An 11,696-nucleotide genomic window follows, 5' to 3' on the forward strand; every position below is an offset into this window, starting at 1 on the left:
ACCCCCCTCTGCGGACGCGCCTTACGGGGTCCGGGGGGTGGACATCCGGTCCACCATCCGTACGACCATGCGGCGGCTGGCGAGTCGGCCGCTGAAGGCCATGACCCGGTTCATACCCCCGGAGATCACGCTCGGCGGCGGGTTCTTGCGGTCCAGCGCCTTCAGCGCGGTGCGCACGACCTCCTCGGAGGTCTGCATCTTGGTGCCGGCGGCGGCGTCCTGCGAGCCGACCACCTCGAAGAACTCGGTCTTGGTCGCGCCGGGCGACAGCGCCAAGACGCGCAGCCCGGTGCCGTGGGACTCCTGCCAGAGGGCCTCGGTGAAGCTGAGCACGAACGCCTTGCTGGCGCCGTATACGGCCATGTTCGGGACGGGCTGGTAGCCGGCCATGCTGGCGACGTTGACCAGGACGCCCTCGCCGCGGCTGCGCAGCCGCCCGATGAAGGCGCGGCTGATGTCGACGACGGCCATCACGTCGAGGCCGACTTCCTGGCGGAGCCGCTGGGGGTCCTCGTCGTGGAAGCGGCCGTAGGTGCCGAAGCCTGCGTTGTTGACGACGCTGGAGACCGTGATCCCGCGCCGGTCGACCTCGGCGGCCAGCAGCTCACCGCACCCGTCGACGGACAGGTCCATGGCGATCGGCTCCACCGCGACGCCGTGCGCCGCGGACAGCTGCCCGGCGAGCGCCTTCAGGCGGTCCTCGCGGCGGGCGACGAGCACGAGGTCGGATCCTCGCGCGGCGAGCTGGCGCGCGAACTCGGCGCCCAGGCCCGAGCTGGCGCCGGTGATCAGGGTGGTCCGGCCTCGGTAGTCGACCGCGTTCACAGTGGCTCCTGCCCATGGATGACAACGTCTGGCAACACTGTATGCCCGGCTGTCAGTGACTGCCAAGCGGGCAGTAGAGGTCAAAATGGCGTCCCGCCTATATGCTGACCGGATGGGGACCATCGCAACGCAGCCGAGCCTGTGGGACCGCTCCCGGCAGGCCGTGGTCGCGAGCATCTTCGACACGGCCATGCGGCTCTTCGCCGAGCAGGGCTACGAGGCCACGACGATCGCGCAGATCGCCAAGGAAGCGGGCATCTCGCAGAGGTCGCTGTTCCGGTACTTCGGTACCAAGGAGGACATCGTCTGCGGCGAGCAGGAAGAGCTCGGCGAGCTGTTGCGCGCGACGGTGGAGGCCCAGCCCGCCACCGCCACTCCGTGGGAGGCCCTGCGGGCCGGCTTCGAAGTGCTCATGCACGCGCACGGCGACCCCGAGCAGCTGCTGGAGATCACGGTCCTGATCTTCGACACCCCGTCGCTGCGCGCCCGGTACACGCAAAAGCGGCTGCGCTGGCAGGAACTGGTGCTGCCCGCCGTCACGGCCCGCATGGCCGCAGGGGAGGGCCTGATCCCCGGGGTCCGCGCCGCGGCGGTCGTCGCGACCGTCTTCGCCTGCGTGGACGCCGCCACCGAAGCCTGGGTCCGCAGCGGTGGCAGCGCCGATCTGGCGGCCCTCTACGACGAGGCGCTGGCCGCCGTACGGGGCTGATCGAACGCGAAGGGGCGCCCGCGGAGTTCTCCGCAGACGCCCTCACTCGGCACGCACGACTCAGGGCGCCGGCGTCAGGAACATGCCCGTCTGGTCCGCTCCGGCGGTGTTCTTGCAGCCGGCGGCGGAGTTCGCGGGCTGGGCGACCGCCAGGGCCAGGCAGCGGCCGGCGGCGAGCTGGCCGAAGTAGTTCGGGTGCATGGACTCCTGGACCAGCCCCTGCGTCTCGCTGCTGTCGATCCAGCGCGCCCACTCGCTCGTCTTCGCCGCCGCGGGCGCCGAGGTGCTCACCAGCTTGCTGGCCTTCGCGCACACCTCACGGCCCTGCATCATGTCCCGCAGGTCCAGGAACTGCACGCCCTTGGCGGCGGCAACTGCCTTGAGGCGATTGGCGATCTGCGGCACGAGCGAGTCGCGCGCCCAGTCCGAGTCCCGGTTCCAGAAGGGGCAGCCGCCGGTGTTGAGGCGGCTCCAGTCGCTCTGCGTGTACCGGTTCTCGGCGCCGCGCGGGATCGGCGACGGGTAGGATTGGAGCACGATCCGGTACGAGGAATCGGTGTACCCGGCGGCCCGCATCACGGCGCGGACCTCGTCCACGGACTTGCCGACGTTCGCCATGACGCCGTCGATCTTCTCGTCGACCCCGTACTGCTGGTCGTCGTAGCAGTACGAGTTCCAGAGGACGAAGTCGAGGGCGCATTCCTTGATGATGTCGGCGAAGCCGAGGTCGTTGCCGCCGATGGACAGCGCGATGACCTTGACGTTGTCGGCGGCGGCCACGGCGGCCAGCTGATCGGCCTGCGGGGCCTCGCCCTTGAAGGGCACGCCGCCGTTGGAGGCGCGGAAGACGTTCTCGGAAATCGCCCCGGAACAGGCCAGGTTCACGGCCACGTCGGCGATCGCCCCGGCGCTCTTGACCTCGGCGGAGTCGGAGCGGTGGCAGCCGCCGGCGGTGGCGCCGTACACCTTGGCGGGGTCGTAGGTGCTCCCGGAGACCCACGCGCGGTCGGTCCCGGTCCGGTTCCCGCTGTTGGTCAGGCTGTTGCCCATCCAGCGGCCGGCCTCGCCGGAGATGTAGCTGTCGCCCATGGACACCACGGCGGTGGGCCCGGTCCCGGGACTGGCCACGGAGGTCCCGGCGGAGCCGGCGACCAGAGCGCTGACGGCGAGCGGCAGAACCATCCCGGCCCCGGCGAGTCGTCGCACTCGACTGCGGGGCCGGTCCTTGCGGGCGGTGCGGAATCCGATCACGGCGGAACTCCTGCGGTAGGCCATGGCAAAGCCGGAGAGAACTCCGGTGCATGGCTGGGGAAGTGGGGGTACCGCCGGCCGGTGGCATCGGAAAGGTGACACGGCGCGCGTTGTTACCGCTAGGTACAGGAAAGTTACGATGGAGTAACAACCGACCGGTCGTTCGGCCCGCCGTCGTTCCGCTTCCGTGGCCGGATCCCGTGCGGACCGCAGCCGTCCGCCCGTACAGTCACCCGACTGGCGCGGGGACGCGGGATGCGGGGGGTGGCCGGTGAGGCGACGGCGGTACGACCAACGGGTGCTCGCCCTGGTCGAAGTCAGGGGCGAGCAGCGGGACTTCGAACAGGCGAAGGCGGAATTCGTCCTCCAGGGATGGCCGCTCGTGGAGGAGTTCGGCCGGGGCGAGGGCCCTTCCGCCGGGGTGCTGACGCCCGATCCCCGGGCGCGGCTGTTCTGCGTCGAGGTCCGGTTCTTCGGGGCGCGGAACAGCCGCACCGAGCGGGCGGCCGGCTGGCGCGTGCGCGGGCTTGCGAAGACGGCCGTCCTCGAGATGTACGTACGCCGCACCGAGCTGGTGGACCCCGACCGCGAGCAGCTGGAGGAGTACCGCTCCCACACGTCCGCCCACCGGCCGGACCCGCGGCGCGCGACCGGCCGGCGGGCACGGGCCGCGGAGGCGTCCGGCCGGTACGACACCGGGTCCATCGCGCTCGGCACGCCGTCGGAGGCCAGGCGGCTGGCCCGCATGGCCCTGCCGGGCGGCGCGCCCGCCCGCGCGGACCTCGACGTACGGATGTCCCCGCGGCGCGGGCGGCGGGGGACCGAGCTGCCGCGCGAGGACGACTTCAACCGGCGCCTGGCGCGGATGTTCGGCTGGCTGCTCGCCATGGCGTTCACCGTCGGCTGCTTCCGTCAGGCCGACGGTCCGGTGCGCTGGGGGTGGTTGGCCATCGGTTGCGCGTGCCTCGTGCGAGGACTGTTCTGCGCGACCGGGATGCATCTGCCCCGCCTCGCCGCGGCCGGTGATGCGGCGACGGGTGCGGGTGCGGGCGCGGACACGGACGCAGCGTCCCGGCGGCGCCGCGAGACCACGCCGCGCCTGTACGGGCTCATCGGCGGGGGCGTCGGCGCCGCCGCCCTCCTGTGCTTGGTGTTCGGGATGCCCGCACGGGCGGTCGACCCGTGGACACCGGGGCAGATGCTGCTCGCAGCAGCGGTGACCGTGACCGTGGTCGGCATCTGGCTCCTCGTACGCCAGTGGACCACCTGGACGGAATGGCTCACGGCCACCGTCCCGCTCGCGGTGACCTTGGCGACCGGGCTGGTCGTCGCCTCCGGTTCGGTGCTCCACGGGCTCTACGCGGACGGACTCGACCTCACCCCGGACGAGCTCGACGTACCCGGCCTGTGGCAGGTGGTGGCCGGGGCGAAGCTGGTCTCCTACCTCGGCGTGGGGCTTCTGGGGCCCGCGCTGTGGGGGATCGCCAAGCACCTCCACTTCGCCTTCACCCGGCCCGGCGAGTACCTCAACGTGGCCGTGTACGTCCTCCTCTACGTCGTGGTCATCGCCTCGCTGGCGGGCCTGGCCCTCGACAGCGCCTTGCGGTCCGTCGCGGCGACCAAGGCCGCAGCGGTCCTCCGTCGCGAGGCGCCCACGTACTTCGGGGTGCAGCCTGAGTGGACGTGCGTGCAGCCGACGATCCCGGTGGCCGAGCTCAACGCGGAGGGAGGCCTGCTCGACCCGGCCCGGCCCTACCTGTTCTTCGGCGTCGCCGACGGGATGGCGCTGCTGTGGAACACCGACACCAACGCCCCGCTGAAGGAGCGCACGGACCAGGTGCGGCTCGTGCCGGCCCCGGATCCCACGCGGGTCTGCCCGGCGGCGGGAGGGTGAGGGGAAACAGCTCCGCCCCCGGGCCTGGTGGCGGCGGGGGCGGAGCGGGGGGTCGGCTGCTGTGCGATTCAGTCGACCTCGGGGAGGGTCAGCCGACGAGCTGGTCGTACGCGGGGAGGGTGAGGAAGTCCGCGTAGTCCGCGTCCAGGGAGACCTGGAGGAGGAGGTCGTGGGCCTGCTGCCACTTGCCGGCCGCGAAGGCCTCCTCGCCGATCTCGGCGCGGATCGCGGCCAGTTCCTCGGCGGCGATCTGGCGGGTGAGGTCGGCGGTCGCCGTCACGGGTTCGCCGGCGTGCTCGAACACGACGCCCGCGTTGATCCACTGCCAGATCTGCGAGCGCGAGATCTCGGCGGTGGCCGCGTCCTCCATGAGGCCGAAGATGCCGACCGCACCCAGGCCGCGCAGCCAGGCCTCGATGTACCGGATGCCGACCTGGACGGCGTTGCGCAGGCCCTCGTACGTCGGCTTCGCGTCCAGCGAGTCGATCGCGATGAGTTCGCCCGGGGCCACCGAGACGTCCTCGCGGAGCCGGTCCTTCTGGTTCGGCTTCTCGCCGAGGACCGCGTCGAACGAGGCCATCGCGATCGGGACCAGGTCGGGGTGGGCGACCCACGAGCCGTCGAAGCCGTCGCCCGCCTCGCGGTCCTTGTCGGCCTTGACCTTCTCGAACGCGACCTTGTTGACCTCGGCGTCCTTGCGGGACGGGATGAAGGCCGCCATGCCGCCGATGGCGTGCGCGCCGCGCTTGTGGCAGGTGCGGACCAGGAGTTCGGTGTACGCCCGCATGAACGGGGCCGTCATCGTCACCGCGTTGCGGTCCGGGAGGACGAACTTCTCGCCGCCGTCGCGGAAGTTCTTCACGATGGAGAAGAGGTAGTCCCAGCGGCCCGCGTTCAGGCCCGCCGCGTGGTCGCGCAGCTCGTAGAGGATCTCGTCCATCTCGTACGCGGCGGTGATGGTCTCGATCAGGACCGTCGCGCGGACCGTGCCCTGCGGGATGCCGACGTAGTCCTGCGCGAAGACGAAGATCTCGTTCCAGAGGCGCGCCTCCAGGTGCGACTCCGTCTTCGGCAGGTAGAAGTACGGGCCCTTGCCGAGCGCGATGAGGCGCTTGGCGTTGTGGAAGAAGTACAGGCCGAAGTCGACCAGGGCGCCGGGGACCGGACGGCCGTCGACCTGGAGGTGACGCTCCACCAGGTGCCAGCCGCGCGGGCGCATCACGACGGTCGCCAGCTGCTCGGCGGGCTTCAGGGCGTACGACTTGCCCGAGCGCGGGTCCGTGAAGTCGATGCGGCGCTCGTAGGCGTCGATGAGGTTGAGCTGGCCGAGGACGACGTTCTCCCAGGTGGGGGCGGAGGCGTCTTCGAAGTCGGCGAGCCAGACCTTGGCGCCCGAGTTCAGGGCGTTGATGGTCATCTTGCGGTCGGTCGGTCCGGTGATCTCCACACGGCGGTCGTTCAGCGCGGCCGGGGCCGGCGCGACCTTCCAGTCGCCCTCGCGGACCTGTGCGGTGTCCGGGAGGAAGTCGAGGTGGGAGGTGCGGGCGATTTCGGCGCGGCGCTCGGCGCGGCGGGCGAGGAGCTCGTCGCGGCGGGGCGTGAACCGCCGGTGGAGCTCGGCCACGAACGCGAGAGCGGCCTCGGTCAGGACTTCGTCCTGCCGGGGCAGGGGCTCGGCGTCGACGATGGCCAGCGATGACGGCGCTGGTGCGGACATATCTGTCACTCCTTCAGCGGCGGTGCCTGGCGGCCGCGGGGGAATGCTCGCGCAGGACGGCACGCAGTGCCGCCGGGTGTGGAGAGTTCCTGGATACGGTCGCGGGCGCCGTCTGGGGGTTCAGGGCGCTTCTGACCAGTGGATAGTAATTTCCTTATGGTGGAAGTTCAATGGTTTGTTGATGTCGAGATTCTCTGAGTCGACAGACTCCGGCGCCCGGTGGCCCTCAGTGCCACCTTCGTCACTGCCCGCTCAACTGCTGTTCGACCTCCGCTCAAGCCAGTCGTGCCAGGTCGGGCGGGGTGTCGATGTCGAAGGCCTCGGCAACGTCCCCGCACTCCACCAGCGTGAGCTCCTTCGCGTGTTCTGTCAGGTGAACCCGCGCGCCCTTGTCCCCCGTCGCCGTCGCCGCGATGTCCGCCCAGCGGTCCGCGCCGAACAGCACCGGATGGCCGCGCTCCCCGCGGTAGGCCGCCGCGACCAGGCTCGCGGGGGAGCGGTACGCCTCCCGGACCCGCGCCACGGCCGCGGGACCGATGCCCGGCTGGTCCACCAGCGAGACGAGGGCCGCGGAGGCGCCCGAACCGGCGAGCGAGGCGAGGCCGACGCGCAGGGACGAGCCCATGCCCTCCGCCCAGTCGGGGTTGTCCACGACCACGCAGCCGGTCAGGTCCGCCCGCTCGCGGACCTCGGCGGCGGACGCGCCGAGAACGACGTGGAGCGGACCGCAGCCCGCCTCGCGCAGCACCCGTACCGCGTTCTCGACGAGCGGGCGGCCGCGGTACGGGAGCAGTGCCTTGGGGCGCCCGCCCAGGCGGCGGCCGCCGCCGGCCGCGAGGAGCAGCCCCGCGATCACGGGGTCAGGGGACTGGGGGGTTGGGGTCGCGTCTGCGGTGGCCGGCATGTCAGCGATTCTCGCCCCTGCGGGTCCGTGCGTGGGCGCCGCCCCACGAGCCGCCGTACGGAGGCCAGGGCGGGCCCGAGGCGCAGCGGCTGGGAGATCCGGTTCTCGGCGGCGGCCGCGAGGGCGCGTTCGTCGCGGTCGGTCAGCGGGTTCGACGTCTCGGACAGGGCGAACATGGCGGTCTCCTTGCCAATCGGGGGCCAATACCGCGAGTCTGGACCCTGGATTGGCCTGGCAGGCAGAGCCAATCAGGGGAGGTTGGCATGGCAAACGGGCGAGTCGTCCAGACGGCGGACAGAACCATCGGCAGCCGCCAGCTCGCGGCCCTGCTCCCCCCCGAGGTGCTGGCCCGCCCCGGCTACCGGTCCCTCGCCGATGCCGTGCGGACCCTGATCCTGGACGGCCGGATCGCCCTGCACGTACGGCTGCCCGCCGAGCGCGAGCTCGCCGAGGCGCTCGGCGCCAGCCGCGCCACCGTCACCGGGGCCTACGACCTGCTGCGCGAGAGCGGCTACGTCCGCAGCCGGCGCGGATCCGGTACCTGGACCGAGCTCCCCGAGGGCCACGGCCCGGTCGGCGCGCACCTCCTGGTCGGCTCCGGCGGCTACATCGCCGACGGCGACCCCGGGATCGACCTGGCCATCGCCGCCCTGGGCGCGCCCGAGGACGCCCTGACGGAAGCCCTCGCGTGGGCCGCGCCCCGGCTGCCGGGCCTGGCCCGGAGCCCCGGCTACAACCCCTTCGGGCTGCCCGACCTGCGCAGCGCCGTCGCCGAGCGGTTCACCCGGCGCGGGCTGCCGACCCGGCCCGAGCAGATCCTGGTCACGGCCGGCGCGCAGCAGGCGTTCTCGCTGGTGGTGAGCCTGCTGTGCCGGGCCGGGGACCGGGTGGTGACCGAGAACCCCACGTACGCGAACGCCCTCGACGCCCTGCGGCACGCCCGGCTGCGCACCGGGTCGATCGCCGTCTCCGACGCGGGCTGGGACATGGAGATCGCCGAGTCCACGCTGCGGCAGACCGTGCCGAGGCTGGCGTACGTGATCCCGGACTTCCACAATCCGACGGGCCTGCTGATGCCGCAGGAGCAGCGGCTGCGGCTGCTGTCGGCGACGCGGCGGACCGGGACCTGGCTGGTGGTCGACGAGACCATCGCCGACATCGCCCTGGACGTGCCGCCGCCGGCGCCGCTGGCCTCGCTGGCGCCGCGGGGAGGGGCGGACCACGTGGTGACGATCGGATCGCTCAGCAAGACGCACTGGGGCGGGCTGCGGGTGGGGTGGGTACGGGCCACCGCGAAGATGATCACGGAGCTGACGGCGGTGAAGGTGGCCGCGGACATGACGGGGTCGGTGCTGGACCAGCTGGTGGCGCTGCCGCTGCTGGAGGGGTTGGAGCGGACCCTGCCGGCGCGGCTCGCGCAGTTGCGGGAGCAGCGGGAGGCACTGGTCGCCGCGCTCGAGCGGCACACTCCGGAGTGGTCGTGGCAGGTGCCGCCGGGCGGGCTGTCGCTGTGGGTGGATCTGGGGGAGTCGGTGAGCTCGGCGCTGGCGGAGCGGGCCGGGGCCTGCGGCGTGCACATCGGGCGGGGGGCGCGGTTCGGGGTGGATCCCGGGACGTTCGAGCATCGGCTGCGGATTCCGTACACGCTGGCAGCCGATCGCCTGGACGAGGCCGTACGTCGCCTGGCGGCCGCCTTCCACGACGGGGTTCCGCTGGCACCGGCGGTGGAGCGGCCGCACTGGGTGGCGTAGAGGGCGCCCGAAGGGCACGGCAGGACCGTGGGGACACCCCTTTGGGCGTCGGCAGAGTCCCGCTCGGCCCGATCCGAAAGACTGGCCCTCAGACGGGCCGGCGCTTGCGGAAGTAGGCGTTCGAGGCCGGACGGAACATCAGGGCCACCGCGGTGAGGACGGCGACCACGTGGACGGCCCGGCTGGTCCCGAAGAGCCAGTCGAGGACGTCGGCCCGGGCGAGCGCCGCCGCCGTCCACCCGCCGGCGAGGAGGTGGCCGAGGGGCTCGACGACCATGGACGCCGTGCCGAGGATGCCGAGGCCGAGGGCGAGGGTCGTCCGGGCCCAGCCGGCGCCGGCACGCATGCGCCGGGCGACCAGGACGGCGGCGGTGAAGACGGCCAGGCGCACGGCCAGGCCGATGCCGATCCCGGCTGCGGATCCCGTGCCGTCGGCGGTCATCCGGCCGACGGCGAGGACGGTTTCGAAGGCACCGGCGGCGACGGCGGTCAGCCAGAGGGCGTAGGCGCTGCGGACGGTCTCCGGCGGGGCGATCGCGGCGGGGGCGGTGGTGGCGGCGGACATCAGGGCTCGCTCTCGGATCGGGGCTCGGTACCCGAATGCTTCCGGCGAGGCGCGCCCCGCACCCGCCGGGCAGCCGGTGGATCCGCCCGGGGGACAGCCCCACCCGAGGGGGAACGGGGCTACGGGGTGCGGATCAGGCGGCGGGTCGTGGCCGTGGCCACCGCCGAGGTGCGGGAGTCGACGCCGAGCTTGGCGTAGATGTGGACCAGGTGGGACTTGACCGTGGCCTGGCTCAGGAAGAGCTTCTTCGAGATCTGCTGGTTCGACAGGCCGTCCGCGACCAGCTGGAGCACCTCCAGCTCCCGCTTCGTCAGCGCCTCCGCGGGCGTGCGCATGCGGTCCATCAGGCGCAGCGCCACTGCCGGGGCCAACGCCGACTGGCCCGCCGCCGCGGTGCGGACCGCCGCCGCCAGTTCCTCCGGCGGGGCGTCCTTCAGCAGGTAGCCCGACGCGCCCGCCTCCACCGCCGCCAGGATGTCCGCGTCCGTGTCGTACGTGGTCAGGACCAGGACCCGGGGAGCTCCGGGCCGGGCGGTGATCGCCGCCGTCGCCGCCGAGCCGTGCATGCCCGTGCCGAACTGGAGGTCCATCAGGACCACGTCCACCGGCTCCGAGGCGGCCAGTTCCACCGCCCGCTCGGCGGTGGCGGCCTCGGCGACCACCGCGAAGTCCGGCTCGGTGTCCAGCACCGCGCGCAGCCCGGCCCGGACCACCGGGTGGTCGTCGGCCAGCAGCAGGCGGATCGTCATCAGGATGCCTCCAGGGGCAGCGGCAGGGTGACGGCCACGGCGGTGCCCTGGCCGGGGGAGGACTCGACCGTGAACAGCCCGCCGAGGGTCTCGGCCCGCGAGCGCATGGCGGGGAGGCCGAACCCGCCCTCGCCGGACGGGGCCGAGGACGGGTCGAAGCCCGTGCCGTCGTCCACGACGTCCAGCGTCACCGAGGCGTCCATGAAGGTCAGGGTGATCTCGGCGCGGCCCGCCCGGGCGTGGCGCACCACGTTGGCCAGCGCCGACTGGGCGATCCGCAGCAGGGCCACCTCGTACGGGGTGGGCAGGACCCGGGGCGCGCCGCTCAGGCAGAACCGCACGCGCGGCCCCGGCGCGGCCGTGCACAGCCGCTCCAGCGCGGCGGCGAGGGAGCCGTGCTCCAGGTCGGGAGGCGTGAGCGCGCGTACGAAACGACGCGCCTCGGCGAGGTTCTCCTGAGCCGCCTCCCGGGCCCGGCCGATGTGATCCAGGGCCGCGGCGTCCTGCGGAAGCGACCGCTCCGCCGCGCGCAGCAGGAGCTGGATCGAGGACAGACCCTGCGCCAGCGTGTCGTGGATCTCGCGGGCCAGGCGTTCCCGCTCCGCCAGGATCCCGGCGTTCCGCTCGGCCGCGGCAAGCTCGGCGCGGGTGGCGATGAGCTCCTCGATCAGCTCGCGGCGGCGTTCGCTCTCGCGGTACAGCGCCTGGTAGCCCAGTACGGTCGCCACCGCCACGGCCCCGCCGAGCACCGGTCCGAGGAAGGCGCCCGGCGACACCGTGCTGCTCTCCGCGTGCGCCAGGAAACCGCCGATCGCCGCGCACGCGGTCACCGCGACGGCCGCGACGCCCCAGCGCAGCCGCAGCAGGTGCAGCTCCAGGAAGTACAGCGGGAAGGCGATCCACAGCCCGTCGGGGGAGAGCACCAGCAGCCCCGCCCAGGCCGCGCCCAGCCCGGCCAGCCACACCGCCCCGACGCCCGGCGAACGGTGCACCGCGGGGGTCAGTACGCCGGCCGCGTACACGGCGGCCAGCACCGCGCAGGCGGCGACCACCCAACCGGCGCGCGGCGCGGAGTCGGTGACGGCCCGCCCGGCGGCCAGCGCGAGCAGCCCGAACAGCAGCGCGTGCAGGCACAGGCGCAGCACGCGCGAGACGGGGGTGAGGGGACGTGGAGCGGGGGATTGCGAAGGAGCAGCCATGGCCCGACCAGCCTAAGCGGGGGTCGGCGGCGCCCGGTCAATCGAAAGTTTGATGTCCGGATGCGTCCTTCGATACCAGGATCGCTACCGTGGCGCGATGCCCCGGGCCCGCGCCGGAGACGAGGGTGGGGA

The 11,696-nt window shown here is 73.0% G+C and carries 11 protein-coding genes; 3 read left to right on the plus strand and 8 right to left on the minus strand.

From position 1 onward, the window contains the following. Positions 1–21: 21 nt before the first annotated feature. Positions 22–825: an SDR family NAD(P)-dependent oxidoreductase gene (locus tag ACZ49B_RS27595; RefSeq protein ID WP_468311022.1), complete on the minus strand. Its 804-nt coding sequence runs from the start codon at positions 823–825 to the stop codon at positions 22–24. Between the two features lie 112 nt (positions 826–937). On the opposite strand from ACZ49B_RS27595, the gene ACZ49B_RS27600 reads away from it, so the two are divergent. Further along, positions 938–1,534 (plus strand): TetR/AcrR family transcriptional regulator, encoded by a 597-nt coding sequence (locus tag ACZ49B_RS27600; RefSeq protein WP_468311024.1) that lies wholly within the window; start codon positions 938–940, stop codon positions 1,532–1,534. Positions 1,535–1,594: 60 nt separating this feature from the next. On the opposite strand, the gene ACZ49B_RS27605 is transcribed toward ACZ49B_RS27600, so the two are convergent. Continuing rightward, positions 1,595–2,785, minus strand: a complete 1,191-nt coding sequence (locus ACZ49B_RS27605; RefSeq protein ID WP_468311026.1) for a GDSL-type esterase/lipase family protein — start codon at positions 2,783–2,785, stop codon at positions 1,595–1,597. A gap of 271 nt (positions 2,786–3,056) precedes the next feature. Between ACZ49B_RS27605 and ACZ49B_RS27610 the strand changes: the two genes are divergently transcribed. After that, positions 3,057–4,679 carry an NnrS multi-domain protein gene (locus ACZ49B_RS27610; RefSeq protein ID WP_468311028.1) on the plus strand — a complete coding sequence of 541 codons (1,623 nt, stop codon included), beginning with the start codon at positions 3,057–3,059 and terminating at the stop codon, positions 4,677–4,679. An 88-nt stretch (positions 4,680–4,767) separates the two neighbouring features. On the opposite strand, the gene aceB is transcribed toward ACZ49B_RS27610, so the two are convergent. From aceB to ACZ49B_RS27625, 3 genes are all read right to left on the minus strand, one after another. After that, the gene (gene aceB / locus ACZ49B_RS27615) at positions 4,768–6,396 is read right to left on the minus strand and encodes a malate synthase A (protein ID WP_468311030.1); all 1,629 of its coding nucleotides are present in this window, start codon (positions 6,394–6,396) and stop codon (positions 4,768–4,770) included. A gap of 274 nt (positions 6,397–6,670) precedes the next feature. Continuing rightward, entirely contained in the window at positions 6,671–7,300 is a 630-nt protein-coding gene (locus ACZ49B_RS27620; RefSeq protein WP_468311032.1) for a nucleotidyltransferase family protein, read from the minus strand. After that, positions 7,249–7,476 carry a hypothetical protein gene (locus tag ACZ49B_RS27625; RefSeq protein WP_468311034.1) on the minus strand — a complete coding sequence of 76 codons (228 nt, stop codon included), beginning with the start codon at positions 7,474–7,476 and terminating at the stop codon, positions 7,249–7,251. The genes ACZ49B_RS27620 and ACZ49B_RS27625 overlap by 52 nt, the downstream gene beginning before the upstream one ends. 87 nt (positions 7,477–7,563) lie before the next feature. Between ACZ49B_RS27625 and yczR the strand changes: the two genes are divergently transcribed. Continuing rightward, positions 7,564–9,051: a MocR-like transcription factor YczR gene (yczR, locus tag ACZ49B_RS27630; protein ID WP_468311036.1), complete on the plus strand. Its 1,488-nt coding sequence runs from the start codon at positions 7,564–7,566 to the stop codon at positions 9,049–9,051. 88 nt (positions 9,052–9,139) lie between these two features. Here the strand turns inward: yczR and ACZ49B_RS27635 are convergent, their stop codons facing one another. The 3 genes from ACZ49B_RS27635 to ACZ49B_RS27645 all read right to left on the minus strand — a co-directional run bounded on the left by ACZ49B_RS27635 (position 9,140) and on the right by ACZ49B_RS27645 (position 11,564). Then, positions 9,140–9,616 (minus strand): hypothetical protein, encoded by a 477-nt coding sequence (locus tag ACZ49B_RS27635; protein ID WP_468311038.1) that lies wholly within the window; start codon positions 9,614–9,616, stop codon positions 9,140–9,142. 119 nt (positions 9,617–9,735) lie between these two features. Next, entirely contained in the window at positions 9,736–10,365 is a 630-nt protein-coding gene (locus ACZ49B_RS27640) for a response regulator (RefSeq protein ID WP_468311040.1), read from the minus strand. Continuing rightward, complete coding sequence (locus ACZ49B_RS27645) at positions 10,365–11,564, minus strand: sensor histidine kinase (RefSeq protein ID WP_468311042.1); 1,200 nt, start codon at positions 11,562–11,564, stop codon at positions 10,365–10,367. The genes ACZ49B_RS27640 and ACZ49B_RS27645 overlap by 1 nt, the downstream gene beginning before the upstream one ends. Positions 11,565–11,696: the final 132 nt, after the last annotated feature.

It is taken from the genome of Streptomyces sp. NPDC031132, from assembly GCF_055570595.1.

Excerpts from the sequence above, each read along its gene's own strand:
- ACZ49B_RS27645 (WP_468311042.1), bottom strand. The coding sequence starts at position 11,564 with ATGGCTGCTCCTTCGCAATCCCCCGCTCCACGTCCCCTCACCCCCGTC.
- ACZ49B_RS27625 (WP_468311034.1), bottom strand. The coding sequence starts at position 7,476 with ATGTTCGCCCTGTCCGAGACGTCGAACCCGCTGACCGACCGCGACGAA.
- ACZ49B_RS27620 (WP_468311032.1), bottom strand. The coding sequence starts at position 7,300 with ATGCCGGCCACCGCAGACGCGACCCCAACCCCCCAGTCCCCTGACCCC.
- ACZ49B_RS27600 (WP_468311024.1), top strand. The coding sequence starts at position 938 with ATGGGGACCATCGCAACGCAGCCGAGCCTGTGGGACCGCTCCCGGCAG.
- aceB (WP_468311030.1), bottom strand. The coding sequence starts at position 6,396 with ATGTCCGCACCAGCGCCGTCATCGCTGGCCATCGTCGACGCCGAGCCC.
- ACZ49B_RS27640 (WP_468311040.1), bottom strand. The coding sequence starts at position 10,365 with ATGACGATCCGCCTGCTGCTGGCCGACGACCACCCGGTGGTCCGGGCC.
- ACZ49B_RS27635 (WP_468311038.1), bottom strand. The coding sequence starts at position 9,616 with ATGTCCGCCGCCACCACCGCCCCCGCCGCGATCGCCCCGCCGGAGACC.
- yczR (WP_468311036.1), top strand. The coding sequence starts at position 7,564 with ATGGCAAACGGGCGAGTCGTCCAGACGGCGGACAGAACCATCGGCAGC.